Raw genomic sequence first — 26,128 nt, 5'->3', positions numbered from 1 at the left:
CGGAGGGTGGGCGCCAAGGTGCATGCCTTGGCCTCACTCACAACCCCAACCGCAACGCCTCCCCCACCCCCGCTCCGCGCACATCGTCCGCCGCGCTGACCAAAGCAAAGTTGTACGCCCCATGCGACCAATACCGCGCCTCCAGCTGACCGTCGACCCGCTGACCGTCCGGCATGCGCCGATATTGCTCGCCGGGTGAGCGCAGGAACAGGCTGATGCGCTGGCCCTTGCCATCTTCAAACACCAGCAACGCCGCCGGCCCTTGCTCGTTGCTGAGCAAGCGCGCACCCACCGGTTTGAAGCCATAGCCCGCCAGGTCCGGCAGCTGGCCCACGCGGCTGAAATGGCGCCCAAGCCAGTCGCGCAACTGCCCTGGGTCACTGGCCTGGATATCCAAGGCTTCACTGCCAGCAAACAAGCGATGCGCCTGCACAGCGTCGGCCATGGGCAAGTCAACGCGCGCCAAGCTTGCATCGCGCACTTGCCAACCGCCTAAACCACCCACACCCAGCGCTAACATCACCACCGCCGCAGCGGCCCAACGCCGCTGCCGGCGCTGGCGCAATTGCCGACGCAACGGGCCCAATTCCAGCTGCGCGGCACCAGGCAGGTCATCAAACCCGGCCAACGCCGCGCGTAGCCGGCGGGCATCGGCACGCCAACCTTCCACCCGTGCCGCCGCCTGCGGGTTGGCCTCCAGCCAGGCCTGCACCTGGGCCCGGCGCACAGGCTCCAGGCGCTCATCGACATAAGCATGCAGTTCGTCTTCGCTGGGGATCAGACGGGTCATTTCAGTCTCCGCAAGGCCGGTGGCTGGGGGTTGCCCTCGGTCAATTCGCGCAAGGCATTGCGCGCGCGCGACAGGCGCGACATCACAGTGCCGATTGGGATGCCCAAAGCCTGGGCGGCCTCCTTGTAACTCAGGCCTTCGATGCTGACCAGCAGCAACAAGGCACGCTGCTCCGCCGTCAGCCGGGCAAACGCCTGCAGGTCGGCCTGGGCCAGGACGATGGCTTCGAGGTTGTCACCGACAGGCTCCTCGTCGTGCCCGCTGCCGCCAAACCAGGACAACCACCGCGCATGCAGACGCTCGCGGCGTTTACCGTCGAGAAACTGTCGATAAAGAATGGTGAACAACCAAGCGCGCAGGGCATCGGCGTCACGTTGCTGGTCGCGCCGGCTCAGGGCCCGCTCGACCGTTGCCTGCACCAGGTCGTCGGCGCTGCCCGGCTCGCGGGTCAGCCACACGGCAAAGCGTCGCAGACGGGCAAGCAGTTCGCGCCACTGGTGGTCGTCCAGGTCATGCATCGCTAGGTACCGGCCTTTGGGATTGTCAGTGTAAAGGGCAGACGCCTGTGAACAAATTCTATTCCCGGCGATGGAATAAGTTTTTCCCTGCTCCGTCGTACTGGCACCTTCCCTGAACCGGACGATGACCATGAACTCACCCTTGCACGGCCCGGCCAAAGCGCTGCGCCTGGCAGCCATTGGCGCCGTGATGCTGGCCGCAGGTGCCGGCTTTGCCTATGCCGCCGGCTGGCTCGGCGAACCCCGGCTGACGCCACAGCGCATCATCGACACCTTCGAGGCCCAGGCCGGTCACTACCCGGGCTACCGCAAGAACCACGCCAAGGGCCTGTGCGTGAGCGGCTACTTCCAGCCCAGCGGGCAGGCCGCCAACCTGTCCATTGCACGCGCCTTCAGCCAGCAACGGGTGCCGGTTATCGGCCGTTTCGCCATCGGCGGTGCCAACCCGTTCGCCCCGGATACAGGCATCCCGGTGCGCAGCCTGGCAGTTCAACTCAGCACCGACGACGGCCAGGTCTGGCGTACCGGCATGAACAACCCGCCGGTGCTGGCGGTCAGTACCCCGCAAGGGTTCTATTAGCAAGTGCTCGCGGGCGCGCCCGACCCGGCCACCGGCAAACCTAACCCGGCCAAGATGCAAGCGTTCTTCGCCGCCCACCCCGAAAGCGTGGCATTTCGCCAGTGGGCGGCGAGCTACAAGCCAAGTGACAGCTTCGCCAGCACGCAGTATCACAGCATCAATGCCTTCCGCCTGATCGACTCAGCTGGCACGGCCCACCCGGTGCGTTGGCAGCTCGAGCCACAAACCGCGTTTGCCGCACTACCTGGCCAGGTTGATGACAAACAGTTCCTGCAACACGACCTGCAGCAACGCCTGGCCCAGGCCCCGTTGCGCTGGACGTTGCGTTTGGTGCTGGCCGAACCGGGCGATGCCGTGGATGACCCTGCCCGCCTCTGGCCCGCCGAGCGTCGTAGCGTGGACGCCGGCACCTTGGTGCTGGAGCACGTCGACGCTCCAGAGCAAGGGGCCTGCCGCGACCTGAACTTCGACCCGCTGATTCTGCCACGGGGTATCGAAGCGTCCGGCGACCCGATCCTCGCCGCCCGGTCCGCCGCCTATTCGGAATCCTTCAACCGCCGCAGCCGTGAATCGCTCAGCACTGGAGCCCGTCCATGAAACCCGAAGCCTTCCACCCCTTCGCCCGTCTGTTGCACTGGCTGATGGCCGTGCTGATCCTGGCCATGCTGTTCATCGGCGTGAGCATGGTCGCCGACCTGTCGCCACGCCACCCGCTGCTGATCAGCCTGCACAAGGCCACCGGCCTGGCCCTGCTGGTGCTGGTGCTGTTGCGCATCGCCGTGCGCCTGAGCGTGCCGCACCCACCGCTGCCACACGACCTGCCAGTGCTGCAGCGCTGGGCCGCCGGGGCCTCGCACCTGCTGCTCTATGGGCTGATGCTGGCCATGCCGCTGCTGGGATGGGCCATGCTATCGGCGGGCGACTACCCGCGCCCGCTCGGTTTACCCGCCATCGCCCCGCACAACCTGCAGCTGTATGCCGTGCTGCGTCAGGCCCATGGCTGGGCCGGCTACCTGCTGTTCGCCACGGTGCTGGTGCACGTGGGTGCAGCCTTGATGCATGCATGGGTGCGCCGCGACGGTGTGTTGCGTAGCATGTGGCCTGGCCCCTTGCGCCGCAGCGAATGACCTGCTGCATGCCGGGGGGTTCGACAATCAATAATCATTCTTAATAAGATCGGCTTTCTATTTGCCGTACTGCCCTGGACTGCCCTATGAACGTCGCAAAGGATCCTGCAACCCTGCTACCTGCCAGCACCCTGGACTTGCGCCCGCTGCTGCTGGCCAACATGGCCTGTACCATGTCGATGATGGCCTTCGTCGCCTTGATCGGCCCGATTGCCCGCCAACTCGGCATGGCCACCTGGCAAGCTGGCGCCGCCGTAACCGTGGCTGGCGTGGTTTGGGTGCTGCTGGCCCGGCCTTGGGGGCGACTATCGGATCGCCTCGGCCGCCGGCGCATCCTGCTGCTGGGCAGCGCCGGCTTCACCCTGGCTTACTGGCTGCTATGCCTGTTCGTTGAAGGCGCGCTGCGCTGGTTGCCGGGCGCGACCCTGGCGTTCATCGGCCTGATCGTCGCCCGCGGCTGCATCGGCGCCTTCTACGCCGCCATCCCAGTGGGCTGCAATGCGCTGATAGCCGACCATGTCGAGCCGCAACGCCGGGCCCGGGCCATGGCCTCGCTGGGCGCGGCCAACGCCGTCGGCCTGGTGGTCGGGCCAGCGCTGGCGGCGCTACTGGCACGGCACAGCCTGAGCCTGCCGTTCCACATCATGTCGCTGCTACCGGCCACGGCCTTCCTCGTGCTGCTCTTTACCCTAAAACCACAGGCGCTGCCGCACGCCCACGCCCCCAGCCCGGTGCGGCTGAACGACCCGCGCCTGCGCAGGCCGTTGCTGGTGGCATTCAGCGCCATGCTCAGCGTGACCGTGTCGCAGATCATCGTCGGTTTCTTTGCCCTCGACCGCTTGCATCTGGGCCCCGCCGAAGCGGCCCAGGCTGCCGGCATCGCGCTGACCACGGTGGGCGTAGCGCTGATGCTGGCGCAGGTATTGCTGCGCCAGCTGGAGTGGCCACCGCTGAAGATGATCCGGGTAGGTGCCACGGTATCGGCACTGGGCTTTGCCTGCGGGTCGCTGGCCACCACGGCCCCTTGGCTATGGGCTTGCTACTTTGTTGCGGCAGCCGGCATGGGCTTTGTGTTCCCAGCGTTTTCGGCACTGGCAGCCAATGCCATGCACGCCTCCGAGCAGGGCGCCACAGCCGGCTCCGTGGGAGCTGCCCAGGGCATGGGTGCGGTGATCGGGCCGCTGGCCGGCACCTTGGTATATGCCCTTGATCCGCGCCTGCCATTCTTGGCCGTAGCCGTGCTGTTGCTGCTCGTCGGACTGTGGCCGATGCCACGTGAACAGCGGGTTTGACAAGCACAGCGCGCAAGCGCGCAGAGTGTGTTTTAATGCGCATCGCTCATTATTATTGACACCTCTGATTACAAGGCGGCTATGGACACGGGGACGCGACTCAAACTGGTGCGTGAACGCAACAACCTCTCCCAACGGGAACTGGCCCGCCGCAGCGGGTTGACCAATTCGACGATCTCGCAGATCGAGCAGAATCGCGTCAGCCCTTCGGTCAGCTCCCTGAAAAAGCTGCTCGAAGGCATACCCATGAGCCTGGCGGAGTTTTTCAGCTTCGACGAGCCGGTGCGTGAAGAGCGCTACGTGTTCCGGGGTGGCGAACAACCGGATCTGGGCCGCAACGGCCTGCGCATGCTGCTGGTCGGCGCCAGCGTCGAAGGCCGGCAGATGCGCATGCTGCGCGAGCTGTATGCACCCGGCGCCGATTCGGGCGAGCCGATCGTGCATGCCGAGGGCGAAGAATGTGGCCTGGTCACCCGCGGCACCGTAGAGCTGTGGGTCGATGGGCAGGTCAGCGTGCTCAACTCGGGCGACGGCTACTACATCCCCACTACCCTGCCGCACAGTTTCAAGAACATCGGCCCGGACGAGGCCGAGATCATCAGCGCCAACACGCCGGCCAATTTCTGATCTTGGCGCGCAGCGGTGCACTGAACACTCGGGATATTTACCAGCGCCTGCGCAACGCGGCCCTTGGTGTGCAGCACCTGGAGGTGAGTGCACGCCACGATGGCGGTCTGGTCGATGTCGACATCCAGGGCTGGCGATTGACGCTGGCCCTGGATGCCGAAGGCTTGGCACATTGCATTCATTGCCAGGCCCCCGACGGTGAACAGGCCGGGCTCGAGGACTGGCAGCGCTACGGCACCAACCCCACCGACCTGCTTAGCCTGTGGGAGCGCACTCAGCTGGAGAAGCTGCTGGCGCCCTGACGCAGCGCTTCTTCGACAAAGTCCAGGCGGTCCTGGCCAAAGAACATCGCATCGCCCACAAAGCAGGTGGGCGCACCAAACACCCCGCGCGCCACAGCCGCCTCGGTTGCCTGCTTCAGCGCAGCTTTTACCTCACCGTCAGCCGTCAACCCGTGAAATACCTGCGGGTCGAAGCCTGCCTGGGTCAGCGTCTCATCCAGAACTGCGTTATCGCCCAGGTTGCGGCGTTGTGCCCATAGCCCATTGAACAGCGCCGACAACAGGGCCTCGAACCGCTCCGGTGAACGCAACTGGGTACCCAGCACGCCGCGCATCAAGGCCAGGGTATTGATCGGGAACCCTGATGGCATCCCGAACGGTACCTCGTAGCGTGCGGCAAAGCGTGCAAGGTCGGTAAACATGTAGCGCCCCTTGGCCGGGATCGTCGCCGGCGAGGCGTTGCCGGTGGCCTGGAACACCCCTCCAAGCAGAATTGGCTGGTAGCGCAGTGTGGCACCTTGGCGGGCACACAGGCTCGGCAGTTGGGTCCAGGCCAGATAGCTGGCCGGGCTGCCCAGGTCAAAATAGAAATCGACAGTCTTGTTCATGCTTAGGGTCCTTGCGGGGTGATAGGGGCTTACCAGCGTTCCATCCAGGGGCGCAGGTCCAGCTCGAACGTCCACGCATCGCGAGGCTGGGCGTGCAGGAACCAGTAGCTGTCGGCAATGTGCGCCGGATCAAGGATGCCATCCTGGTCCTTGAGGGCATAGCGCTCGGGAAAGCTGTCGCGGATGAAGGCCGTGTCGATGGCACCGTCCACCACCACATGGGCGACATGGATGTTGCGTGGCCCCAACTCGCGCGCCATGCTCTGCGCCAGGGCACGCAGGCCATGCTTGGCCCCGGCGAAGGCAGCAAAACCAGCCGCGCCGCGGGTACCGGCAGTGGCGCCGGTGAACAGAATCGTGCCGCGCTCACGCTGGACCATGCGCCTGGCCACCGCCTGGGCCGTCAGAAAGCCGGCAAAGCAGGCCATTTCCCAGATCTTGAAGTACTTGCGTGGGGTTTCTTCCAAAATGCTGCACGGCACATTGGCGCCGATATTGAAGACAAAAGCTTCGATTGGGCCAATATCGCGCTCGATGGTCTCGATCAGTGCAGCTACCTCATCTTCTTTTCGCGCATCAGAGCAAAACCCGTGGGCCTGGCCGCCAGTGGCGCGTATCTCCTCCAGCAGCGGCTGCAATTTCTCAGCCTGGCGCCGGGTTACGCAGGCGATGTAGCCCTCACGGGCAAAGCGCTTGGCAATCTCGCCCCCGGTGGCGTCCCCTGCCCCGATCACCAGCACCACTTTTTGTTGTTCTGTCATGCCCGCCTCCATTGGTGAATGATCGTTTAGTAAACGAACGCTATGTTATGATCGCGGTCTTCGTCAAGCTCGCCTGCAGAGGCATGTGAATGCGCTACTCCAACGAACACAAACAGCAAACCCGCGACCGGTTGCTGGCCAGCAGCGGCGCGCTGGCCAAACGCGGGGGGTTCGCCAGTACCGGCGTGGCAGGGCTGATGAAGGCGATTGGCCTGACCGGCGGTGCCTTCTACAACCACTTCCCGTCAAAGGACGACCTGTTCACCGAGGTAGTACGCCAGGAGCTGTGCAACAGCCCGCTGACACGCCTGACCAGCCAAGGTGCCAACCGCGAGCGCCTGGGCCGCTGCCTGCAGCAGTACCTGAGCCTGGCCCATCTGCACAATGCCGAGGGTGGCTGCCCACTGCCGCCACTGGGAGTGGAAATTGCCCGCGCCGAAGCACCAGTGCGTGAAGTGGCTGAGCACTGGCTGCTGGAACTGCACCGTGCCTGGAGCACAACCCTGGAGGATGAACAATTGGCCTGGGTGCTGATCAGCCAGTGCGTCGGCGCACTGCTGGTCGGGCGCATGTTGGCCAGTGAAAGCGTACAAGCGCAGGTACTGGACGCCAGCCGCCAATTTGTCGAACAGGCCTTGCATGAGGCGGATTAGTGCCCTGCTGGGGTTGCTGCTGGCCCTGCCAGCGTTCGCCGAACAGGCCTGCCCGCCAGGCCAGTACCAGGTGTGCCTGATGGGCTGCTTCTGCGCCCCGATCGACCCTGGCCAGGCCGGGCAGATCCTCAAGGATGTTGAGGTGATGGCCTCGTCCAGCCTGACCTACGCCTTGCGCCAGGCTCGCGACGAGGCCACGGCCAGCGGAGTGCAGCCGATTCCGTTGCATATTCGGGCGCAACTTGAACCTTGGTACGACTTTGCCGTGCTCGATGCGGCGCGCTTTCGGGTGGGGGATGAGCAACAGATGAGCGCAGCCAATGCGCTATTGCAGAACCCCGATGTGAACGCCGTGACATTGATCGACACGATTATCTTCCGCCGTGCCAACGATGCCGAGGACAACGTGGCCTTGTGGGCGCACGAACTCAAGCATGTGCAGCAGTACCAGGAACTGGGCGTGGAGGAGTTTGCCCGACGCTATACGCGCAACTATGACGACCTGGAAGGCCCCGCTTACAAGATCGAGGCCGAGGTGAGCAAGGCGCTGCGCGAGCGTACTTCCGGGCAGGCCAGATAGCAGCAGTTGCCGCTGCGCGGGTGCGGCATCTGCTGCTACGTGACAGTCAGGGCGCCGCCGAAGCCTCTTGCGCCACCTGCTCACGGCTGGCGTAACGCTGCGCCAGCACAGCACACACCATCAGCTGAATCTGGTGGAACAGCATCAGCGGCAAGATCATCGCGCCAATACCACTGCCCACGAACAACACCTGGGCCATGGGTACGCCGGTAGCCAGGCTTTTCTTGGAACCGGCGAACAGGATGGTGATGCGGTCCTCGAGGTCGAAGCCCAATGCCTTGCCAAGCAGGCGAGTACCAAACAGCACCACCGCCAGCAAAATACCGCACACCACGAACAAGCCGGCCAGGTGCTGCGGCGATACGGTGTGCCACAGGCCGGTCACCACAGCCTCGCTGAAGGCCGTGTACACCACCAGCAAGATCGACCCCTGGTCCACCACCTTGAGCCACCGCGCATTGCGCTTGACCCAGGCGCCAATCCAGCGCCGCGCAATCTGGCCAGCAACGAACGGCACCAGCAGTTGCAGGGTGATCTTCAACACCGCATCCAGCCCAGAGCCCGTATCACCACTGGCGCCCAGCAACATCATCACCAGCAACGGCGTCAGGAAGATACCCAGCAGGCTGGAAGCCGCCGCACTGCAGATCGCCGCCGGCACATTGCCACGGGCCAACGAGGTGAAGGCGATGGCCGACTGCACGGTAGCCGGCAAGGCGCACAGGTAGAGCACGCCCAGGTAAAGCTCGTTACCCACCAGTGGCACGAACAGCGGCTTGAATGCCAGGCCCAGCAGCGGGAACAGCACGAACGTACAGGCAAACACCAGCAGGTGCAGGCGCCAGTGCCCGGCACCGGCAATGATCGCTTCACGCGACAGCTTGGCGCCATGCAGGAAGAACAGCAGGCCGATGGCCAGGTTGGTCAGCCAGCCGAAATACACCGCGCCATCGCCCGAGCAAGGCAGCACGGTGGCGATAAGCACCACCCCGAGCAAGGCCAGGGTGAAATTGTCGAATAACATGCGTAGATACTTCATCACTGTGTCCATCTTGTCATTGTGCAAGGGCAGACGATAAGGTCTGCGGCTTTTCGCTGCTAACGCCGGAACCCCCAGCGGTATCGCTCAACGGACACGCGCCATAAAAGGACCCGCCATGCCCCGCCCTCGCCTGGCTGCACTTGCAGCCGCCATTACCCTCACTTTGGGTCACGCCTGCGCACAGGCCGACGACCAGTTGCAGGCCAAGGTCGACCAGATCATCCGCCCGCTGATGCAGGAACAAGGCATCAGCGGCATGGCCGTGGCCATCTATGCCCGCGACCATGCGCACTACTTCAGCTACGGCGTGGCCAGCAAGGCCGACAACGTGCCGGTAAGCCGCGACACGCTGTTCGAGATCGGCTCGCTAAGCAAGACCTACACCGCCACCCTCGCCGCACTGGCCAGTGCCGAAGGCAAGTTGGACCTCGATGCCCCGGCAAAGCGCTATCATCCAGCACTGGCCGGCGTACCCATTGGCGACGCGACCGTGCTGGAACTGGGCGCCTACAGCGCCGACTGCCTGCCGCTGCAGTTCCCGGATACGGTGCAAACACCACAGCAGGTGGTCGATTTCTTCCGCCACTGGCAACCTCGCGCCAAACCCGGCACCCAACGCTGCTATTCCAACCCCAGCCTGGGCTTGTTCGGTGACCTGGCCGCCCGCGCACAGCACCAACCGTTCGCCACGCTGATGCGCGAAGGCCTGTTGGCGAAAATGGGCCTGGAGAACACCTACTTGCAGGTTCCAGCCAGTGCCCACGGCCTTTATGCCCAAGGCTACGACGCCACCGACAAGCCAGTGCGCGTCGGCCCCGGCCCTTATGCCGACGAGGCCTACGGTATCAAGACCAGCGCCAGCGACTTGCTACGCTATGTGCGCCTGCAGATGCAGCCACAGGGCCTGCCAGCGGCGCTGGTGAAAGCCACGGCCATTACCCAGCAGGGCTACTTCCAGGTCGGCGCCATGACCCAAGGCCTGGGCTGGGAACGCTACCCCTACCCGGTTACGTTGAGCACCCTGGTCGATGGCAACAGCCCACGGCTGATCCGTGAACCGCAGGCAACCACACGCTTGCAACCGGCCCTGCCCGCGCTGTCGGCAGCCTGGTACAACAAGACAGGTTCAACCAATGGCTTCGGCGCCTATGCCGCGTTTGTCCCCTCCGAACAGCTGGCAGTAGTGCTGCTGGCCAACCGGAATTATCCGAACGAAGCGCGGGTTCGCGCGGCCTTCGAAATACTGTCCGGGCTGTAGCCGAAGCCACGATTGTCGAACAAAACGACAGGAATGTAGTGCTCGAAAATATTCACTACAAAATAGTTGACGCCGTTCATCGCGCTTGTGCATGATGAAGCCGTCTCCCCGATCGGGAGCGGTGGCAAGGGTGTTCCAGACGGCCTGCGCGGTAACGCAGGCCGTCCGTGGAGAGGGAAACTGTCCAAAAGGCAGCGTGAGAAAGCCCCTGTTGCGATGCTGCTGTAGCAGCCTTGGTAGTGCGCTACACCGTGGTAGCGCCAACTGTGAAAATCACCTACGAATGGGTAATGGGGGCTTTATGATGAACTTGAACAACAATCCGACTATCGACCAATTGGCTCAGCTGTTCGCCATCCGCAAGGACAGCCTCGACGACCACCTGCTGTGGGTTAGCCAAACCGGTGAAGTGCGCCTCGACCGCCTGCCACCGAATACCGTCGAAGATGAATTTGAAGAGCACCTGCCCAGCATGCGTGCCCGCTTCAAGGTCTACCGCCGTGGCCAAGGCTACGTCGGCAAGAAGGCCGCCGCCGACACCGAGTTCGTTGGCCGCGTGCTGCAGACCCTGCAACAAGAATGGCCCGCTGCCCGTGAGCAGCAGGCAGTCAAGGTGATCGAACCGCTTAACTGAGGGTTCGCACCCTTACCAGAGCCCGGCCAGCATAGGCCGGGCTTTTTCATGCCTGGCGCCGCTGCAGGCGGGTTTCCGGCAAGGGCAAGGCGCCCGTTGCCATCGCTCGGGCGCGGTCGACACCCCATACCAGCGCGCGGGTCATGGTCTCGCCTGGCCGGGCGGGGTAATACTCTTCCAGCAACGCCCGCCCATCCCCGGCGTACAAACCCAGAAACAGCTGCGTCGCCCCAAGGCGCGACAAGCGCACCTGTACGTCCAGTGTGGTGCCGTCGCTGAGTGCTTCGTCGTGGCAGCGGCTGTGCAGCTGGGCGTCGGCCCACTGCCAATAGGTCTGTTCCCTGACTCGCATGAGCATTCAATCCTCCGTTACTGGAATGCCGCATCAGAAAACCACAGCCTTGGCCATCCGGCGAGCGTTACCCGGCAATACCATGAGGCGTATCAACGAATGGCAAAAAAAACCCCGCCATTGGGCGGGGCTTTGCTGGAGCGGGCTTACTTCTTCAGTGGTACCCGCGGCATGAAGCGGCCTTTTTTGCTGCGCTGCAGATGTGCAGGCTGGAGCTGTTCGGAATCATCCAGCGTCATGTGGGCGAACCCCAGGCGGAATGCCGCCTGGCCGCAACGCACCTGGCTGTTGATCGGGAACGCATCGTTCAGGTCTTCGAAAAAGGATTCGCTCATGCCCTGTCTCCCTCCAGTGGCGGTCGCGCCGGCAACCAGAAAAGTTGCCCAGGAAACGCGGCCTGTGAAAGTGAGACTAGCTGGTCATTTGCAGACCGCTCGGACAAGCACCTTGCCGCCGACCAGTGGCAGACGGCTCTACTTCAGGCGCACTGCCGTACCGGTTGCAAATACCACGACCATGCCGCCCTGTACCGACGGCATGCTGATCTCGAAATCCACCCCCACTATCGCATCGGCTTGCAACTGGCGTGCCCGTGCCATGAGTTCTTCGGTGGCCTGCTCGCGGGCCTCGCGCAGCGCGCTCTCCAAGGTTTGCGAACGGCCGCCGAAGAAATCGCGAAAGCGTGTAAAGAAATCGCGCACGAAGTTGATGCCTTGCACCGATTCGGAGCTGACCACGCCCAGGTACTCGGCAATCGGGCGGCCTTCGAGTTGGCTGGTGGTGGAAATGATCATGAATGCGCTCCGCAGGTCTGGCCAAAAGAGACCGATTCTAACAGAGCGCAGCTCAATGAATTTAAGCCCTTTATGCCATGGCAGCCCGCAAACGCTGGCCGATCCGCGCACCAAACACGTTTACCAGCAAACCAGCCATCACCAGCAATGCGCCCCAGCCCTGGGTAGTGGTCAGGCGTTCGCCCAGCAGCAACGCCGACGAGCTCAAGCCGATCACCGGTACCAGTAACGAGAACGGTGCCACCTTGCCTGCCGGGTGACGCGACAGCAGTGTGCTCCACAGGCTGTAGCCAAGCATGGTGGCGACAAACGCCAGGTACGCCAGGGCCAGTACCGAACTCCAGCTGATGTTGGCCAGGGCATGGCCGATCCGTTCAGGGCCTTCCAGCCACCAGGACAGCGCCAGGAATGGCAGCGGCGGGATCAACCCACCCCAGATCACCAATGCCACCAGGTCAACCGAGCCAAAACGCCGGGTAATGATATTGCCCAGCCCCCACATGGCACCGCCACACAGGGTCAGCACCAGCGCCAGCATTGGCACGTGGCCGCCGTCCTCGCTGCCGATCAACGCCAGGCCGCTGGCCGCTACCAACAGCCCAAGCACGCTGGCCAGGCGCAGCCGCTCACCGAGGAACAGCGCAGCGAAACCAAGGGTAAAGAAGGCTTGCGACTGCAGGATCAACGAAGCCAACCCTGGCGGCATGCCGCTGTACATGGCCTGGAACAGGAACGCGAACTGGCCCAGCGAAATGGTCGCGCCGTAGGCGATCAACCAGCGCCACGGCAGTTTCGGCCGCCTGACCAGCAATACCGCCGGGAACGCCACCAACAAGAAGCGCAATGCCCCCAGCAACATCGGCGGCAAGCCATCGAGGCCAACTTTGATGACCACGAAGTTGACTCCCCAGGCGACAATCACCACCAGGGCGATGAGCAGGTCCTTGAGCGGCATTGCGACTTCCTTCTGCAATCTTTCTAGACATATTTCGTTACAGCATAAGGCTATTCCTTGAGTTGGGACCAGCACAGTTGTGGCCAAGGGTTGCGCAACAGTGACTGTTCCTACTCACCAGTATCGGCACGTTCATGCTTGATAATCGGGCGAGACCTTGCTCAGCATCCGTAGCCAGGCCGCCAGCGCCTGCCGCTGGCTTTTTTGTTGCAGTCATCATGGTTGTGCCTGTGCTGAGCGCTATTTACTGGCCCAGGCATTGAAGCGCTGCTCCAGTTCTTCGCCATGATCGACCCAGAATTCCACATTCATCGCCAGCGCCCCCTGCAGGTTTTGCGGCGACGTAGGCACCCAGCTGGCCAAGGCCGGGTCAAGCTTGGCGGCTGCCTGGGTGTTGGTCGGCCCATAGGGGATCTGTTGCACATACCGCACCTGCGTATCTGGCTGGTTGGCGTAGGCGATCAGCCGTTTCGCCTGGTCGACATGCCGCGAGCCTTTGATGATTGCCCAATAGTCCATGCCGTACAGGCTGCCAGGCCAGACCACGGCCAGCGGGCTGCCCTGCTGCGCGGCCACAGCGATACGCCCGCTGTAGGTCGACGTCATCACCACATCCCCCGCCGCCAGCCATTGCGCTGGCTGGGCGCCGGCGTCCCACCACTGGATGTAGGGTTTGAGTTCACTGAGTTTGGCGAACGCCCGCTCGACACCCGCCGGCGTGGACAGTACCTGGTAAACGTCCTCGACCTTGACCCCGTCAGCCAACAGAGCGAACTCCAGGTTGTACACCGCGCGCTTGCGCAGGCCCCGCTTGCCCGGGTACTTGTTCACGTCCCAGAAATCGGCCCACGAGGCCGGCGCCTGGGCTAGTTTGCTACGGTCATAGGCGATGGCCACGCTCCACACCAGCGCAGCCGAACCACAGTCCTGCGCCGCGTCAGGGACCAGCTCGGCGGCATGGCCCAGGCGCTGCCAGTCCAAGTGCTCGTAGACGCCCTCATCGCAGCCGCGCATCAAGTCCGGCCCCTCGATCTGCACTACGTCCCAGTCGACATTACCGGTGTCGGCCATTACCTGAATGCGCGCCATCTCGCCGTTGTACTCACTCTGGATCAGCTTGCTGCCATCCTGGGCGCTGAAGGGCTTGAAGATCGCCTCGTCCTGGGCTTTCTGGCCTGCGCCGCCGTAACCGACCACGACCATCTGCGGCGCGGCATGCGCATTGCCCAGACCAAGGGCCAGCAAGGCTGCACAAAGGCTGGTCACACGTGGAAATAGCTGCATCGTAGTTTCCCTCTGCTGGTGCCCTACGGGCCCGTTTTCTTGTTGTTGTGAGGTCACACCCTCGCTGAGAGGGTGACGAAAACCTAGTCGTGCACCAGTAAAAAAACAAGTTGATTTTTTACTGAAGCTACACTTTCATAATCAAAACAAGAACAACACCGCACCGGAGCCGCCAGAATGCAAACCGCCTTCCCTCACCTGTTCGAAGCCTTGCAGATCCGCGGCAAACGCTTGAAGAACCGCATCATGTCAACCGGGCACGACACCTGCCTGCCCACCGACAACCTGGTCAACGACAAGCTGATCGCCTACCAGCGGGACCGTGCTGCCGGTGGCGTCGGCCTGATCGTGCTGCAGGTCGCCGGGGTGCACGACAGTGCCCGCTACACCTCACACGTACTGATGGCCACCGACGATGCGTGCATTGATGGCTACCGCCAGCTCGCCGAGGCTTGTCATGCGCACGGCACCGTGGTGCTGTCGCAGCTGTTCCACCCCGGGCGGGAGATCATGGAGTCGGCGGACGGCCTGCTGGCGGTGGCCTACTCGGCCTCAGCAGTGCCCAATGAGCGCTTCCGGGTAATGCCGCGCGCGTTGGACCAGGCGATGATCGACGAAATCGTCCAGGGCTATGCCAGCGCCGCCCGCCGCCTGCACCAGGCCGGGCTGGATGGCGTCGAGGTGGTCGCCATCCATGGCTATCTGCCCGCGCAGTTCCTCAACCCGCGGGTGAACCTGCGCAGCGATGGCTACAACGGCGAACTGGCGCAGCGCTTGAGGTTCTTGCGCGAAGTGCTGGCCGCTGTGCGCGCCGCCACCGACGAACATTTCATCATCGGCCTGCGCATCAGCGCTGACGAGCGCGACACCCAGGGCCTGAGCGAAGACGAGTCACTGGCGGCCGCCGTGGCCTTGCAGGGCCAGCTCGATTACCTGCATATCGTCGCCGGCACCTCGGCATCGCTGGGCGGCGCCGTGCATATCGTGCCGCCGATGGCGATCGAGGCGGCTTACTTGGCCCGCGAGGCCGGCACCTTCAAGCAACAGCTCGATATACCGCTGTTCGTCACCGGGCGCATCAACCAGCCCCAGGAAGCCGAGCTGATCCTGGCGCGCGGCCAGGCCGATGTGTGCGGCATGACCCGAGCGTTGATTTGCGACCCGTTGATGCCGAGCAAGACCGAACGCGGCCAGGTCGAGGACGTACGTGCCTGCATCGCGTGCAACCAGGCCTGTATCGGCCATTTCCACCGTGGTTTGGCCATTTCCTGCATTCAGCGTCCAGAAACCGGTCGTGAGCTGCAATACGGGCAACTTACGCCCGCCATTTCGCCCAAGCGCATCATGGTCGCAGGTGGCGGGCCTGCCGGTATGAAGGCCGCCGCCGTGGCCGCCGCGCGCGGGCACCAGGTCACCCTGTACGAGGCCGGCCCGCAGCTGGGTGGGCAGGTGTTGCTGGCCCAGCTGCTGCCACGGCGTAGCGAGTTCGGCGGTGCCAGCACCAACCTGCAGCGGGAAATGGCCCTGGCCGGTGTAGAGGTAGTGCGCAATACCCGGGTCGACCGCGCCCTGGTCGAACGCGAGCGCCCGGACCTGGTCATCGCGGCAACCGGTGCCACCCCATACTGGCCGGCGTTCGAGCGTACCGGGGAGCTGCAGGTGGTGGACGCCTGGCAAGTCCTGCGCAATGAAGTGAAGCTGGGGCGTTCGGTGCTGGTGGTCGACTGGCGCTGCGACTGGATCGGCCCCGGTATCGCCGAACGCCTAGTACGCGAGGGCCATCAGGTGCAATTGGCGGTAAACGGCACCCATTGCGGCGAAAGCCTGCCGCTTTATGTACGCGATCAACTGGCCGGCGAGCTGCATCGCCTGGGCATCCCCATCACCCCTTATGCCCGCCTGTATGGCAGCGACGACAATACGGTGTACCTGCAGCACACCGCCAGCGGCGAACCAATGATCTTCGAAGGCATCGACACCCTGGTGCTGTGCCTGGGCCATCAACCGGAAGACCGCCTTGCCACTGAACTGGCAGGCCTGGTGGAGGTACGACGGATTGGCGACTGCCTGGCGCCGCGCACGGCCGAAGAGGCCATTCACGATGGCCTGACAGTTGCCTGGGCGCTCTGAGGCTGTACATACTGCGGCTTTTGCGATGGACCGACGTGCATGAGCCAACTCCCCCAGCCCCCCGCCAGCGAAACCGGGGGCGCCGCGCCGCAGTTTCTCGGCACACGCATCCGCGGCCTGCGCAAGCGCCGCGGCATGACCCTGGCGGAGCTGGCCGCACACAGTGAATTGACTGCGGGCTACATCAGCCAGCTGGAACGCAACCTCTCCTACCCGTCTATCCCGGCGCTGTTCAACATCGCCCGCAGCCTGGGCGTGACCATCCAGTGGTTCTTCGCCAGCGAAGCCACCACCGCGCCCGAGGACCAGGGCTATGTGGTGCGGCGCAACAGCCGCCTGAGCGTGCACTATGAAGACGGCATCGTCGATCAACTGCTCACCCCGCAGCCCAACCGCCAGCTGGAGATCCTGCACTCACGCTTCCCCCCGGGCACCTACAGCCAGCAAAGCTACAGCCATGACGGCGAAGAAGCCGGCTACCTGCTGAGCGGCACCTTCGAGCTGTGGGTGGGCGAGCGGCATTTCCAGCTGAGTGAGGGCGACAGCTTCAGTTTTTCGAGCCAGGAACCACATCGCTATGGCAACCCCGGTGAAGTGGATGCCGTGGTGATCTGGGTAATCACGCCGCCAACATTCTGAAGCACTCCTGCAGGCGCTGGTAACACCGTTGACCCGCAATTGGGTCTACCTTGTCATCCGAACTTCAAAGGAGCACAACCATGAAGCAGATCCTGATCATTGGCGCGGGTTTTGCCGGCCTGTGGAGCGCGCTCAGCGCCATCCGTCAGCTTGACCTCAACGGCAGCAAGGATGTCGAGGTCACCCTGCTTGCGCCTCAGGCCGAGCTGCATGTGCGTCCGCGTTTCTACGAACCCGACGTACACACCATGGCCGCGCCGCTGCAGGCGCTGTTCGATGCCGTCAATGTCCGCTTCGTGCAAGGCACCGCCTGCCATATTGATGAAGGGGCGCGCCGAGTCAGCTATCGCACCCCCAGCGGCACGTCGTGCGCCCTGCCCTACGACCGCCTGATCATGGCCTGTGGCAGCGAGCTGAACCGGCCTGACAGGGTCGGTATCGAACATGCCTTCGATGTCGACAAACTCGAGAGTGCCGCACGCCTGGAAACCCATCTCAAGTCGCTGGCAAGGCTGCCCGACACGCCGGCACGCAATACCGTGGTGGTGGCCGGGGGCGGCTTTACCGGCATAGAGACCGCCACCGAACTACCGGCCCGCTTGCGCGCCATACTGGGTGAAGACGCTGCGTTGCGCGTGGTGGTAATCGACCGTGGCGCAAGGATTGGCGCGGCCCTGGGTGACGGCATCCGCCCGAGCATCGAGCAGGCAAGCGAGGCGTTGGGCGTTGAATGGATCTGTGGCGCTACGGTGGCTTCGGTAGACCCTGCCGGCGTGCTGCTCGACAACGGCCAACGCATCGACGCGGGTACGGTGATCTGGACTGTGGGCTTCAAGGCCAACCCGCTCACCGAGCAGATCAGTGGCGAGCGCGACCATCAGGGGCGCCTGCACGTCGATGGCAACCTCAAGGTCAAGGGTAGTGATTCGGTGTATGCCGCTGGAGACGTGGCTTACGCCGCCTGTGACGAACTTGGCAACCATGCGGTGATGTCTTGCCAGCACGCGATTGCGCTGGGGCGTCATGCGGGCAACAATGCGGCCGCCGAACTGGTTGGCGTGGTGCCGAAGACCTATAGCCAGCCCAAGTACGTGACTTGCCTTGACCTGGGCGCCTGGGGTGCGGTGTATACCGAGGGATGGGAACGCACGGTGTCACCACCGCAGGACAAGGCCGAGGCCAAAATACTGAAATCGCAAATCAATACCGTGTGGATTTACCCGCCAGCAGCCGATCGCACAGCAGCACTGGCTGCGGCTGATCCGGCGATCCCGGTAGCGTAAGGCTGTCGCGCCCCCCGCTGTGGGGGCGCGAAAACCTTCATGTTCCGAGCAGGGCCGTTGAATCAGGCCACAGCAAACAGCTCATTGGCAATCTGCGCCTGTGCAGCATCAATCGCCTGGCTGCGCTGCTCCGGGCCATAGGCCAGGCCATGGGCGCGAACAATTTCCAGGTCGGTGACACCGATAAAGCCCAGGAACACTTTCAGGAAGTCTTCATGCCCGGCGCCAGTCGGCTGGCCAGCGTGCAGGCCACCGGCGGTGGAAACCAGCACCACTTTCTTGTCACCGCACAGGCCTTCAGGGCCAGCTTCGGTGTAGCGGAAGGTCTTGCCGGCGACAGCGACTCGGTCGATCCAGGCCTTGAGCTGGGTCGGCACGGTGAAGTTGTACATCGGCGCGCCAATCACAACAGCGTCGGCAGCCAGGAATTCTTCCAGGGTCTCGGCGCTCAGCTTGGCTTCGAAAGCCTGGGCGGCGTCACGCACGTCTTCAGGGGTGCCCGCAGCTACCAGGGTAGCGGCAGAGAAGTGGGCGATGGCATCGGCCGCCAGGTCGCGGTAAACCACCTCGACGCTTGGGTCTGCAGCCTTCCAGGCCTCGACCACTTCGCGGCTCAGCTGGCGGGAGGCGGAATTGTCGCCCAGGATGCTCGAATCGATGTGCAACAGTTTCATGGGACTCTCCTGTTATTGAAGACCGCATCAGTGGGCGATCACGATGGGGAGAATCCTACCGAGGTGAGCAATGGCTGATAAGCTGGCAAAAATGCGTTAGTTTGTCCCACAGGTGGAACAGTGAGACATTCCCATGCAAGACCTCAACGACCTCTTTTACTTCGCACGCGTGGTCGAAGCCGGCGGGTTCGCCGCCGCCGGGCGCCAGCTAGGCATCCCCAAGTCGCGCCTGTCACGGCGTATCGCCGAACTTGAAGAGCGCCTGGGCACACGCCTGCTGCAACGCACCACCCGGCAACTCAAGCTCACCGCGGTAGGTGAGCGCTACCTGCATCATTGCCAGGCCATGCTGTTGGAGGCCGAAGCTGCCGATGAAACCGTGGCCAGCATGAGCAGCGAACCACGCGGGCGTTTGCGCGTGTCATGCCCGGTAGCTCTGGCGCATGCGTTCCTGCCGGATGTGATCAGCCGCTTTCTTGAGCAGTACCCGCTGGTGCAATTGGACATGGTGCTGATCAACCGCCGGGTAGACCTGATTTCCGAAGGTATCGATGTGGCGTTGCGCGTACGCGACCTGGGCGACGAAGACCCGGCCCTGGTTACCCGCCGCCTGCGCCAGGCGCAAATGCAACTGGTGGCCGCGCCCGGTTTCGCTGACCACATTCGTGAACCAGGCGAGTTGGCGTCATTACCGGTGCTGGGCGCCGCCGAGGCAGACCGGCTGGTGCACTTCCGCCTGCTCGGCCCCGATGGCAAGCAGCAGGAAATCGCCCTGGAGCCACGCTTGGCGATCGATGATTTCGTAGTACGTAATGCTGCTGTACGAGCCGGCCTGGGTTTCACTGCGTTGCCCAGCATGTTTTGTGAAGAAGAACTGGAGCGCGGCGAACTGGTGCGCCTGCTGCCAGACTGGTCGCTACCGGGTGGCTATCTGCAGGCGGTGTATCCCCATCGGCGTGGTTTGCTGCCTGCAGTGCGGGTGTGGATCGATCACCTGGCGGCATCATTCGAAGCCTGTGGAGAGCGGTATGTCTGAGCGAAAGATGAGCCAAGCCCAGGTGGCGGCGTTTTGCCTGAGCCTGCCGGGTGCGCGGGAAGACTACAAATGGGGCGGCATCCGGGTGTTCTCGGTGGCGGGCAACAAGATGTTCGCGGTACTCGACCTGGCCGGCGCAGGCTTGTCGTTCAAGGTGGCCGACGAGCTGTTTCTCGGCTATTGCGACCGCCCGGGGGTTCGGCCGGCGCCATACCTGGCGCGGGCAAAGTGGGTCAGCATGGCACTGCCCTACCCAATGGGGCGTGATGAGCTGTGTGACTTATTGCAGCGCTCGCATCAATTGGTGGTGCGACGCCTGCCCAAGCGGTTGCAGGTGGGGCTGGTCATGTGATCGACCTGTACCCGCGTAAAGGCCGGTACAGGTAAACCTCAAGCAAAGGGCAGATAGCGCCCTTCAAAAAACAGCCAGTCGGCCCAGAACACTTGGTGCACCAGCACAATCCCCCAGCACACCAACTGGTACGAGACCTTGCGGGTCTTGTGTCGGAACAGCTGCTGCGCCAACAGCGCCCCCGGCCAGCCGCCCAGCAATTCACTGGCATGCAGCACTTTTTCCGGTGTGCGCCAGGCCTGGGTACGCGCCTGCTGTTTATCCTGCCAGTACAGCAACAGGCTGATCAGGCTCATCGCCGGGTACAGCGCCAGCGGCCACCAGGCCTGGTCGTTCCAGGCCATGCGCGCCGCACCCAGGCCTGGCAACAGGCACAGCAGGCCTAACAGCAACAGCTTCAGGCGCACATTGCGCACGCCTTCGGCTCGTTGCCCGCGCAGTGCCTCAGCCATGTGCGGTCGACCAGTCAACCCAGCCAAACTGCCAGGTCGCCAGAATCAGCAGGCCGAACACGATACGGTACCAGGCGAATGCCGCGTAGCTATGGTTGGCAATGAATTTGAGCAACGCCCGTACGGCGATCATGGCGAAGATGAACGAAGTCACGAAGCCAATCGCAAACACCGGCAGGTCAGCGGGCTGGAACAGGTCGCGGTACTTGTAGCCCGAATACACCGCTGCACCGACCATGGTTGGCATTGCCAGGAAGAACGAGAACTCGGTCGCTGCCTTGCGCGACAGGCCAAACAGCAGGCCACCGATAATGGTCGAGCCGGAGCGTGACGTGCCCGGGATCATCGCCAGGCACTGGACGAAGCCGATTTTCAACGCATGGCTCCAGCGCATGTCGTCCACATGGTCCACCTGCACACGATGCTCGCGGCGCTCGGCCCAGAGCATGATGACGCCACCGACCACCAGTGCTGTTGCCACGGTGATCGGGTTGAACAGGTACTCGTGAATCAGGTCGGCGAACAGCACGCCCAGGACCACCGCCGGCATGAACGCCAACAGCAGGTTGCCCGTGAAGCGGCGCGCCTTGGGCTGGCTGGTCAGGCCGAAGACCACTTCGAGAATCTTGCCGCGAAACTCCCACACCACCGCCAGGATCGCCGCCAGCTGGATGATGATGTTGAAAGCCATGGCCCGTTCGCCGCCAAAACCGATCAGGTCGGCGACGATGATCTGGTGGCCGGTACTGGAGATCGGCAGAAACTCCGTCAACCCCTCGACCACGCCCAAGATGATTGCCTGGAAGGCAGTCCAAAAATCCATCATTCCCCCGATGGAGCGCTGCTCGTTGCAGGCCCCTTGTTCTTGATTTGCTTGTGATTGCCGCACGCGGCCCGGCTGTTTTACAGCGACTGTTGGGCGCAACGCCAGTAGAAAAGTTCACGCTTGTTAAAGGTTTCATCTTGCGCGGCCGAAATCCTAGCAGAGCGCCTTTGCAATCGCTTTACGCGACCTGCTGCAGACTATTACGAAGATAGCACTTAGCCATTAGTCGGGTGGGGACTTGCTGCAAAGCATGCTTCGATGCACCTCAATAAAAAGAACAATGCGGGAGCTGGTGGATGAACACTCTGAGATCGATGTCGATCAGTCGTCGCCTGTGGCTGATCCTTGTAGTGGCGGTGGCCATGCTGGTGGTGCTGGGCCTGCTGATGCTGCGCCAGATCCACGGTGACCTGTACCAGGCCAAGGCAGAAAAGACCCGCCATGTGGTGCAGACCGCCGCCGGTGTGCTGGCCTATTACCAAGGCCTGGAGGCGGCCGGCACGCTCAGCCGCGAAGCCGCCCAGCAGCAAGCACTGCAAGTGGTGCGAGCGCTGCGCTACGACCACGACGACTATTTCTGGATCAACGACCTGGGGCCGACGATGATCATGCATCCGGCCAACCCCAAGCTCGACGGCCAGGACCTTTCCGCCATCCGCGACCCCGATGGCTTTGCCGTGTTCAACGAAATGGTCGCCCTGGCCCGCCAGCAGGGCGCCGGCCCGGTCAACTATCGCTGGCCCAAGCCCGGCGCCAGCGAGCCGGTCGCTAAAACCTCCTATATACAGCTGTTCAAACCGTGGGGCTGGATCATCGGTTCGGGCGTGTACGTCGATGACGTACAGGCCGAGTTCGCTCGCCAGCTACGCGACGCCTCGCTGGTCGGCGTGGGCATTGCCCTGTTGATGGCGCTGTTGGTCATGCTGATTGCCCGCAGCATCGCCCGCCCGTTGCAAGAAGCGGTGCAGGCGATGGGCAACATCGCCAGCGGCGAAAGCGACCTTACTCGACGGCTGGACACCCATGGCCGCGATGAAATCACCCACCTGGGCGAGCACTTCAACCGCTTCAACGGCAAGCTGCAAGGCGTGGTCGGCCAGCTGCAGGGGGCGGCCCATGCGCTGGCCCAGTCCGCTGGGCACGTCGGCGACAATGCGGGCGCCGCACAACAACACAGCGCCCAGCAATCGCTGCAGATGGACCAGGTGGCCACGGCGGTGAATGAGGTGACCTACGCCGTGCAGGACGTGGCCAAGACTGCCGAACAAGCCGCCGGGGAAATGCGCACCGCACAGCAGCAGGTGACGCACGGCCAGCAGGCCATTCACGGCAGCCTGGCGCAAATCGATCGGCTGTCGCTGACCATCGAGCAGGCCGTGCAGGTAATCCGCGACCTGGCCGGGCACAGTACACGCATTGGCGGCGTGCTGGAGGTGATTCGCTCCATTGCCGAGCAGACCAACCTGCTGGCGCTGAACGCGGCCATCGAGGCGGCACGGGCCGGCGAGCAAGGCCGCGGTTTTGCCGTGGTCGCCGACGAGGTGCGCCTGCTGGCCCAGCGCACGGCGCAGTCAACGGCCGAAATCCACACCATGATCGAGCACTTGCAAAGCCAGTCGGACGCTGCGGTCAAGGCCATCGACACCAGCAGCGAGGCGTCACGCCAGACCGTCGAGCAAGCCCGCGAGGCCGGAGCAAGCCTGGACGCCATCAACCAGGCACTGAACAACCTCACTGCATTGAATGCATCCATCGCCAGTGCCACCTTGCAGCAGGCGCATGTGGTCGAAGAAATCAACCGCAACGTGCTGGACACCGTAGGGCTGTCCCAGCAGACCGCTGATGCGGCGCGGCAGTCCAGCGATGCCGGGATGGCGTTGGGGCAGTTGAGCGAGGAATTGGAGCAGTTACTGCGGCAGTTTCGGGTATAGCGATAGAACGCAGCGCAGCCCTTGTGGGAGCCTTGTGCCGCGAAAGGCCGGCAATCTATGCGTTAACGCCGTAATCCTGGGGCCGCTTTGCGGCCCTTTCGCGACGCAAGGCCGCTCCCTCACGGCCCTACACCTTCCCCGGCCGACCCGTTACAATCGCGCCCCTTCCCCGATAGTCTCTCCAAGGATCGCCGATGTCCGGCCTTGAACTCATCGCCGCCGTCCTCGGCGTCACCGCTGTCTGGCTCACGGTCAAGCAGAACGCCTGGTGCTGGCCGATCGGTCTGGTCATGGTGCTGATCTACGGCTGGCTGTTCTACGAGGTAAAGCTGTACTCGGGCATGCTGCTGCAAGTGGCCTACGCCATCCTGCAACTGTACGGCTGGTGGCAGTGGAAGCGCCCCGAGCACGCAGAAGAAGCCCGCCAGGTCTCCCGCCTGCAACGCCCGGCGCTGTTCACCGGCCTGGCCGCCGGGGTGCTGCTGAGCGCCGCCCTGGGCGCGGCCATGGCCAATTGGACCGATGCTGCCCTGCCCTGGCTGGACGCCACCCTGACCGGCTTCAGCCTGGTGGCGCAACTGTGGATGGCACAGAAACGCCTGCAGTGCTGGCCATTGTGGGTGGTGGTCGACATCATCTATGTAGGCCAATACCTGCACCAGCAGCTGTATTTCACCGCAGGCTTCTTCGCCGTACTCACCCTGATTGCCCTGCGCGGCTGGCTGGAATGGCGCCGTGACCCGGCATTGGTGCAGCCATGAACGCAGAGCAGGCCATGAAGGTACTGGTGCTATGCGGCCCCGAGTCCAGCGGCAAAAGCTGGCTTGGCGGGGTGATCCAGGCGCATTTCGGTGGCGTGGTAGTGGCCGAGTACGTGCGCCATTTCATCGACCAGGAACGCCGCGATACCTGCTACGCCGACATTCCCGCCATCGCCCGCGGGCAACTGGCCTGGGAAGACCGGGCACGCGAGCAGGCACCGCCGCTGCTGATTCTGGACACCCACCTGCTCAGCAATATGCTCTGGAGCCAAGCGCTGTTCGATGACTGCCCGACCTGGCTTGAACAGGCACTGCTGGCGCGGCGTTACGACCTGCACCTGTTGCTTAGCCCGCAAGGGGTGGATTGGGTTGGCGATGGCCAGCGTTGCCAGCCCGACCTTGGCGACCGCCAACGCTTTTTCGACGACAGCCTGGCCTGGCTGAAGCGGCACAATCAGCCGCACCAGATACTTGAGGGCAATTGGCCACAGCGCCAATTGCTGGCCTTGCAAGCAGTTGCTACGCTGCTTGATAGCGATACGCCAGCCTGCCCGACCGAGTGTTAAGCCCCTGACACACTCCGTTGGGGCAAAGCCCCCGAAATTGCGGGGCTTTCCCCCGCTTCGGGCACAGTGTCAAGCTCATGAAACACCCTTGCAAAAACCCTTCCAATCAAGGCCACTGCTGGCTTGCCTAGCAACGCTTGCGGCCGGCTGTTTCATCACTGAGACAGAATACGCCGCAGTTTGTTAGCCATCCAGGCTAACCGCTTGATCTGCAAACGCTTCTCAAAAACGGCACACCTTCTGCTCTGTTGTTCGCATCGCTGAACAGGGCCAGCGCTCAAAGAAGGAGTTGCCGTCGTGAGGAAAAGAGACAAACGCCTCCATCACCTGCTGTTGGTAGGTTGCGTATTGGGGTCATTGAGCCTGACGGCCCAAGCGGACAACGGGATCATCATCATCAAGCGCGACGTGCAGGTACGCAACGCGACGATCCCTCCCCTGATCCCAGACCCAAGCCCTACCACGGTCAACGCCAACCCTTCTGCCTACGTGCTCAAGCAAACCAACGAACTGAGTGATGGCGACTTCGCCAGCATCAGCAGCGGCGCAGGCATCAGCAACATGATCACCCAGCAGACCAACAACCTGGGCGGTAACCTCGGTAACCAGAACCAATTACCCAATCTGTCGGGCGGGCGCGGCACCGGTGGCTCAGGTAACGGCATCGCCAACATGGTCAACTCAAGTGTGCAGCGTGGCCTCGCGCCGCTGCAGATCCTGACCGGCGGGGGCAAGTGAGATGAAGCACATGCTGCTGATTCTGGCCGCCCTGTGCAGCGCACCGGCCTTCGCGCAATCCTTGGTTCCAGTCATCAACAACGCCGACATCGACAGCTCCGGTAGCCGCTATCAGGGCAACCTGTCGGTCAACCAGGCCGCTGGCGACAAGCAGCAACAGGTCAATGCGCGCGCCATCGCCGTCGGCCCTGAAGCAAACGCCAGCACGCAGATCCGCCAACGCCTGAACACCCCCGCCGACCCCGCGATGGATGCCCGCTCGACCATCCAGGGCAACGCCTTCAGCAACGGCAGTGGCGCCCTGGGGGTCAACCAGAGCGCCGGCGCCAACACCCAGCAAGCCAACGCACTGAGCATCAGTATTGGTGCGCAGCCGCAAAGCATCGACGACAGCGTCCTCATGCAACAGAACGTGGCGCTGATCAACAACTCCGGAGCAACTGACATTCCAGCCGGCTATCGCCAGGTCACCACCAGTGATCAGGCCTTCACCGGTAGCCGTGGCGTGATCCAGTTGAACCAGAGTGCCGGGGTGGGAAACCGCATGGCCAACACCTTGAGCATCCGGGTCGCGGATTGACCCTTCAGTTAAGAACGACACTTA

General features: G+C 63.3%; 31 protein-coding genes and 1 pseudogene. 19 read left to right on the top strand and 13 right to left on the bottom strand.

What is annotated here, in order from left to right; genetic code table 11:
• Positions 1–37: 37 nt before the first annotated feature.
• Complete coding sequence (locus Q9451_RS15690; RefSeq protein WP_012272523.1) at positions 38–790, bottom strand: anti-sigma factor; 753 nt, start codon at positions 788–790, stop codon at positions 38–40.
• Complete coding sequence (locus Q9451_RS15685) at positions 787–1,308, bottom strand: sigma-70 family RNA polymerase sigma factor (RefSeq protein WP_012272524.1); 522 nt, start codon at positions 1,306–1,308, stop codon at positions 787–789. Before Q9451_RS15685 ends, Q9451_RS15690 begins: the two co-directional genes overlap by 4 nt.
• A gap of 124 nt (positions 1,309–1,432) precedes the next feature.
• Here Q9451_RS15685 and Q9451_RS15680 point away from each other — a divergent pair.
• The 5 genes and pseudogenes from Q9451_RS15680 (at position 1,433) to Q9451_RS15660 (ending at position 5,236) form a co-directional block, all read left to right on the top strand.
• Positions 1,433–2,485, top strand: a pseudogene (locus tag Q9451_RS15680) (catalase family peroxidase).
• Complete coding sequence (locus Q9451_RS15675; RefSeq protein WP_012272526.1) at positions 2,482–3,015, top strand: cytochrome b/b6 domain-containing protein; 534 nt, start codon at positions 2,482–2,484, stop codon at positions 3,013–3,015. The pseudogene Q9451_RS15680 and the gene Q9451_RS15675 overlap by 4 nt, the downstream one beginning before the upstream one ends.
• 86 nt (positions 3,016–3,101) lie before the next feature.
• Positions 3,102–4,307 (top strand): MFS transporter, encoded by a 1,206-nt coding sequence (locus tag Q9451_RS15670; protein ID WP_012272527.1) that lies wholly within the window; start codon positions 3,102–3,104, stop codon positions 4,305–4,307.
• Between the two features lie 81 nt (positions 4,308–4,388).
• Complete coding sequence (locus Q9451_RS15665) at positions 4,389–4,934, top strand: cupin domain-containing protein (RefSeq protein ID WP_003248033.1); 546 nt, start codon at positions 4,389–4,391, stop codon at positions 4,932–4,934.
• A 2-nt stretch (positions 4,935–4,936) separates the two neighbouring features.
• Complete coding sequence (locus Q9451_RS15660) at positions 4,937–5,236, top strand: hypothetical protein (protein ID WP_012272528.1); 300 nt, start codon at positions 4,937–4,939, stop codon at positions 5,234–5,236.
• Here Q9451_RS15660 and Q9451_RS15655 read toward each other — a convergent pair.
• Both Q9451_RS15655 and Q9451_RS15650 read right to left on the bottom strand, forming a co-directional pair.
• Positions 5,209–5,823, bottom strand: coding sequence for a 2-hydroxychromene-2-carboxylate isomerase (locus Q9451_RS15655; RefSeq protein ID WP_012272529.1), 615 nt, complete (start codon positions 5,821–5,823; stop codon positions 5,209–5,211). The two genes, Q9451_RS15660 and Q9451_RS15655, sit on opposite strands and share 28 nt — an antisense overlap.
• A gap of 29 nt (positions 5,824–5,852) precedes the next feature.
• Positions 5,853–6,584, bottom strand: a complete 732-nt coding sequence (locus Q9451_RS15650; RefSeq protein ID WP_012272530.1) for an SDR family oxidoreductase — start codon at positions 6,582–6,584, stop codon at positions 5,853–5,855.
• An 89-nt stretch (positions 6,585–6,673) separates the two neighbouring features.
• On the opposite strand from Q9451_RS15650, the gene Q9451_RS15645 reads away from it, so the two are divergent.
• Positions 6,674–7,237 (top strand): TetR/AcrR family transcriptional regulator, encoded by a 564-nt coding sequence (locus tag Q9451_RS15645; RefSeq protein ID WP_012272531.1) that lies wholly within the window; start codon positions 6,674–6,676, stop codon positions 7,235–7,237.
• Positions 7,224–7,817, top strand: a complete 594-nt coding sequence (locus Q9451_RS15640) for a DUF4157 domain-containing protein (RefSeq protein ID WP_012272532.1) — start codon at positions 7,224–7,226, stop codon at positions 7,815–7,817. Before Q9451_RS15645 ends, Q9451_RS15640 begins: the two co-directional genes overlap by 14 nt.
• Positions 7,818–7,863: 46 nt before the next feature.
• On the opposite strand, the gene Q9451_RS15635 is transcribed toward Q9451_RS15640, so the two are convergent.
• Positions 7,864–8,856, bottom strand: a complete 993-nt coding sequence (locus tag Q9451_RS15635; protein WP_223296380.1) for a bile acid:sodium symporter family protein — start codon at positions 8,854–8,856, stop codon at positions 7,864–7,866.
• Positions 8,857–8,974: 118 nt separating this feature from the next.
• On the opposite strand from Q9451_RS15635, the gene ampC reads away from it, so the two are divergent.
• Both ampC and Q9451_RS15625 read left to right on the top strand, forming a co-directional pair.
• The gene (gene ampC / locus Q9451_RS15630) at positions 8,975–10,117 is read left to right on the top strand and encodes a class C beta-lactamase (RefSeq protein ID WP_012272534.1); all 1,143 of its coding nucleotides are present in this window, start codon (positions 8,975–8,977) and stop codon (positions 10,115–10,117) included.
• Between the two features lie 301 nt (positions 10,118–10,418).
• On the top strand, positions 10,419–10,751 hold the full coding sequence (locus Q9451_RS15625) for a hypothetical protein (protein ID WP_012272535.1): 333 nt from the start codon (positions 10,419–10,421) through the stop codon (positions 10,749–10,751).
• 46 nt (positions 10,752–10,797) lie between these two features.
• On the opposite strand, the gene Q9451_RS15620 is transcribed toward Q9451_RS15625, so the two are convergent.
• The 5 genes from Q9451_RS15620 to Q9451_RS15600 form a co-directional block, all read right to left on the bottom strand.
• Positions 10,798–11,109, bottom strand: coding sequence for a hypothetical protein (locus tag Q9451_RS15620; RefSeq protein WP_012272536.1), 312 nt, complete (start codon positions 11,107–11,109; stop codon positions 10,798–10,800).
• A gap of 140 nt (positions 11,110–11,249) precedes the next feature.
• Complete coding sequence (locus Q9451_RS15615) at positions 11,250–11,438, bottom strand: hypothetical protein (RefSeq protein ID WP_003253897.1); 189 nt, start codon at positions 11,436–11,438, stop codon at positions 11,250–11,252.
• Between the two features lie 138 nt (positions 11,439–11,576).
• On the bottom strand, positions 11,577–11,897 hold the full coding sequence (locus Q9451_RS15610) for a YbjQ family protein (protein ID WP_012272537.1): 321 nt from the start codon (positions 11,895–11,897) through the stop codon (positions 11,577–11,579).
• Positions 11,898–11,967: 70 nt separating this feature from the next.
• Positions 11,968–12,852: an O-acetylserine/cysteine exporter gene (locus Q9451_RS15605; protein ID WP_012272538.1), complete on the bottom strand. Its 885-nt coding sequence runs from the start codon at positions 12,850–12,852 to the stop codon at positions 11,968–11,970.
• Positions 12,853–13,092: 240 nt separating this feature from the next.
• On the bottom strand, positions 13,093–14,136 hold the full coding sequence (locus Q9451_RS15600; protein WP_012272539.1) for an ABC transporter substrate-binding protein: 1,044 nt from the start codon (positions 14,134–14,136) through the stop codon (positions 13,093–13,095).
• Positions 14,137–14,313: 177 nt separating this feature from the next.
• On the opposite strand from Q9451_RS15600, the gene Q9451_RS15595 reads away from it, so the two are divergent.
• From Q9451_RS15595 to Q9451_RS15585, 3 genes are all read left to right on the top strand, one after another.
• Entirely contained in the window at positions 14,314–16,266 is a 1,953-nt protein-coding gene (locus Q9451_RS15595; protein WP_345960584.1) for an FAD-dependent oxidoreductase, read from the top strand.
• A 39-nt stretch (positions 16,267–16,305) separates the two neighbouring features.
• Entirely contained in the window at positions 16,306–16,905 is a 600-nt protein-coding gene (locus Q9451_RS15590; protein WP_012272541.1) for a cupin domain-containing protein, read from the top strand.
• A gap of 80 nt (positions 16,906–16,985) precedes the next feature.
• Positions 16,986–18,188 (top strand): NAD(P)/FAD-dependent oxidoreductase, encoded by a 1,203-nt coding sequence (locus Q9451_RS15585; RefSeq protein ID WP_012272542.1) that lies wholly within the window; start codon positions 16,986–16,988, stop codon positions 18,186–18,188.
• Positions 18,189–18,250: 62 nt separating this feature from the next.
• Here Q9451_RS15585 and Q9451_RS15580 read toward each other — a convergent pair whose 3' ends face one another.
• Positions 18,251–18,862: an FMN-dependent NADH-azoreductase gene (locus tag Q9451_RS15580; protein WP_012272543.1), complete on the bottom strand. Its 612-nt coding sequence runs from the start codon at positions 18,860–18,862 to the stop codon at positions 18,251–18,253.
• Positions 18,863–18,995: 133 nt separating this feature from the next.
• On the opposite strand from Q9451_RS15580, the gene Q9451_RS15575 reads away from it, so the two are divergent.
• Both Q9451_RS15575 and Q9451_RS15570 read left to right on the top strand, forming a co-directional pair.
• Positions 18,996–19,898: a LysR substrate-binding domain-containing protein gene (locus Q9451_RS15575; RefSeq protein WP_012272544.1), complete on the top strand. Its 903-nt coding sequence runs from the start codon at positions 18,996–18,998 to the stop codon at positions 19,896–19,898.
• A complete protein-coding gene (locus Q9451_RS15570) occupies positions 19,891–20,250 on the top strand; it encodes an MmcQ/YjbR family DNA-binding protein (RefSeq protein ID WP_012272545.1) in 360 nt (119 codons plus the stop codon). The genes Q9451_RS15575 and Q9451_RS15570 overlap by 8 nt, the downstream gene beginning before the upstream one ends.
• A gap of 38 nt (positions 20,251–20,288) precedes the next feature.
• Here the strand turns inward: Q9451_RS15570 and Q9451_RS15565 are convergent, their stop codons facing one another.
• On the bottom strand, positions 20,289–20,702 hold the full coding sequence (locus Q9451_RS15565; protein ID WP_012272546.1) for a DUF1294 domain-containing protein: 414 nt from the start codon (positions 20,700–20,702) through the stop codon (positions 20,289–20,291).
• Positions 20,695–21,525: an undecaprenyl-diphosphate phosphatase gene (locus Q9451_RS15560; RefSeq protein WP_012272547.1), complete on the bottom strand. Its 831-nt coding sequence runs from the start codon at positions 21,523–21,525 to the stop codon at positions 20,695–20,697. Before Q9451_RS15560 ends, Q9451_RS15565 begins: the two co-directional genes overlap by 8 nt.
• A gap of 299 nt (positions 21,526–21,824) precedes the next feature.
• On the opposite strand from Q9451_RS15560, the gene mcpP reads away from it, so the two are divergent.
• The 5 genes from mcpP to Q9451_RS15535 all read left to right on the top strand — a co-directional run bounded on the left by mcpP (position 21,825) and on the right by Q9451_RS15535 (position 26,104).
• On the top strand, positions 21,825–23,459 hold the full coding sequence (gene mcpP / locus Q9451_RS15555; RefSeq protein WP_012272548.1) for a methyl-accepting chemotaxis protein McpP: 1,635 nt from the start codon (positions 21,825–21,827) through the stop codon (positions 23,457–23,459).
• A 194-nt stretch (positions 23,460–23,653) separates the two neighbouring features.
• Complete coding sequence (pnuC, locus tag Q9451_RS15550; protein WP_012272549.1) at positions 23,654–24,220, top strand: nicotinamide riboside transporter PnuC; 567 nt, start codon at positions 23,654–23,656, stop codon at positions 24,218–24,220.
• Positions 24,217–24,786 (top strand): AAA family ATPase, encoded by a 570-nt coding sequence (locus Q9451_RS15545; RefSeq protein WP_012272550.1) that lies wholly within the window; start codon positions 24,217–24,219, stop codon positions 24,784–24,786. The genes pnuC and Q9451_RS15545 overlap by 4 nt, the downstream gene beginning before the upstream one ends.
• 297 nt (positions 24,787–25,083) lie before the next feature.
• Positions 25,084–25,524, top strand: a complete 441-nt coding sequence (locus Q9451_RS15540; RefSeq protein ID WP_012272551.1) for a hypothetical protein — start codon at positions 25,084–25,086, stop codon at positions 25,522–25,524.
• A gap of 1 nt (position 25,525) precedes the next feature.
• A complete protein-coding gene (locus Q9451_RS15535) occupies positions 25,526–26,104 on the top strand; it encodes a hypothetical protein (protein ID WP_012272552.1) in 579 nt (192 codons plus the stop codon).
• Positions 26,105–26,128: the final 24 nt, after the last annotated feature.

This window comes from Pseudomonas sp. NY8896 (genome assembly GCF_039634505.1).
The sequence above is the reverse complement of the archived record's forward strand: the minus strand, read 5'-3'. Positions and strand labels throughout refer to the sequence as shown.

Coding starts and splice junctions, on each gene's coding strand:
- Q9451_RS15690 (WP_012272523.1), bottom strand. CDS start 790: ATGACCCGTCTGATCCCCAGCGAAGACGAACTGCATGCTTATGTCGAT.
- Q9451_RS15685 (WP_012272524.1), bottom strand. CDS start 1,308: ATGCATGACCTGGACGACCACCAGTGGCGCGAACTGCTTGCCCGTCTG.
- Q9451_RS15675 (WP_012272526.1), top strand. CDS start 2,482: ATGAAACCCGAAGCCTTCCACCCCTTCGCCCGTCTGTTGCACTGGCTG.
- Q9451_RS15670 (WP_012272527.1), top strand. CDS start 3,102: ATGAACGTCGCAAAGGATCCTGCAACCCTGCTACCTGCCAGCACCCTG.
- Q9451_RS15665 (WP_003248033.1), top strand. CDS start 4,389: ATGGACACGGGGACGCGACTCAAACTGGTGCGTGAACGCAACAACCTC.
- Q9451_RS15655 (WP_012272529.1), bottom strand. CDS start 5,823: ATGAACAAGACTGTCGATTTCTATTTTGACCTGGGCAGCCCGGCCAGC.
- Q9451_RS15650 (WP_012272530.1), bottom strand. CDS start 6,584: ATGACAGAACAACAAAAAGTGGTGCTGGTGATCGGGGCAGGGGACGCC.
- Q9451_RS15645 (WP_012272531.1), top strand. CDS start 6,674: ATGCGCTACTCCAACGAACACAAACAGCAAACCCGCGACCGGTTGCTG.
- Q9451_RS15640 (WP_012272532.1), top strand. CDS start 7,224: ATGAGGCGGATTAGTGCCCTGCTGGGGTTGCTGCTGGCCCTGCCAGCG.
- Q9451_RS15635 (WP_223296380.1), bottom strand. CDS start 8,856: ATGAAGTATCTACGCATGTTATTCGACAATTTCACCCTGGCCTTGCTC.
- ampC (WP_012272534.1), top strand. CDS start 8,975: ATGCCCCGCCCTCGCCTGGCTGCACTTGCAGCCGCCATTACCCTCACT.
- Q9451_RS15625 (WP_012272535.1), top strand. CDS start 10,419: ATGATGAACTTGAACAACAATCCGACTATCGACCAATTGGCTCAGCTG.
- Q9451_RS15620 (WP_012272536.1), bottom strand. CDS start 11,109: ATGCTCATGCGAGTCAGGGAACAGACCTATTGGCAGTGGGCCGACGCC.
- Q9451_RS15615 (WP_003253897.1), bottom strand. CDS start 11,438: ATGAGCGAATCCTTTTTCGAAGACCTGAACGATGCGTTCCCGATCAAC.
- Q9451_RS15610 (WP_012272537.1), bottom strand. CDS start 11,897: ATGATCATTTCCACCACCAGCCAACTCGAAGGCCGCCCGATTGCCGAG.
- Q9451_RS15605 (WP_012272538.1), bottom strand. CDS start 12,852: ATGCCGCTCAAGGACCTGCTCATCGCCCTGGTGGTGATTGTCGCCTGG.
- Q9451_RS15600 (WP_012272539.1), bottom strand. CDS start 14,136: ATGCAGCTATTTCCACGTGTGACCAGCCTTTGTGCAGCCTTGCTGGCC.
- Q9451_RS15595 (WP_345960584.1), top strand. CDS start 14,314: ATGCAAACCGCCTTCCCTCACCTGTTCGAAGCCTTGCAGATCCGCGGC.
- Q9451_RS15590 (WP_012272541.1), top strand. CDS start 16,306: ATGAGCCAACTCCCCCAGCCCCCCGCCAGCGAAACCGGGGGCGCCGCG.
- Q9451_RS15585 (WP_012272542.1), top strand. CDS start 16,986: ATGAAGCAGATCCTGATCATTGGCGCGGGTTTTGCCGGCCTGTGGAGC.
- Q9451_RS15580 (WP_012272543.1), bottom strand. CDS start 18,862: ATGAAACTGTTGCACATCGATTCGAGCATCCTGGGCGACAATTCCGCC.
- Q9451_RS15575 (WP_012272544.1), top strand. CDS start 18,996: ATGCAAGACCTCAACGACCTCTTTTACTTCGCACGCGTGGTCGAAGCC.
- Q9451_RS15570 (WP_012272545.1), top strand. CDS start 19,891: ATGTCTGAGCGAAAGATGAGCCAAGCCCAGGTGGCGGCGTTTTGCCTG.
- Q9451_RS15565 (WP_012272546.1), bottom strand. CDS start 20,702: ATGGCTGAGGCACTGCGCGGGCAACGAGCCGAAGGCGTGCGCAATGTG.
- Q9451_RS15560 (WP_012272547.1), bottom strand. CDS start 21,525: ATGGATTTTTGGACTGCCTTCCAGGCAATCATCTTGGGCGTGGTCGAG.
- mcpP (WP_012272548.1), top strand. CDS start 21,825: ATGAACACTCTGAGATCGATGTCGATCAGTCGTCGCCTGTGGCTGATC.
- pnuC (WP_012272549.1), top strand. CDS start 23,654: ATGTCCGGCCTTGAACTCATCGCCGCCGTCCTCGGCGTCACCGCTGTC.
- Q9451_RS15545 (WP_012272550.1), top strand. CDS start 24,217: ATGAACGCAGAGCAGGCCATGAAGGTACTGGTGCTATGCGGCCCCGAG.
- Q9451_RS15535 (WP_012272552.1), top strand. CDS start 25,526: ATGAAGCACATGCTGCTGATTCTGGCCGCCCTGTGCAGCGCACCGGCC.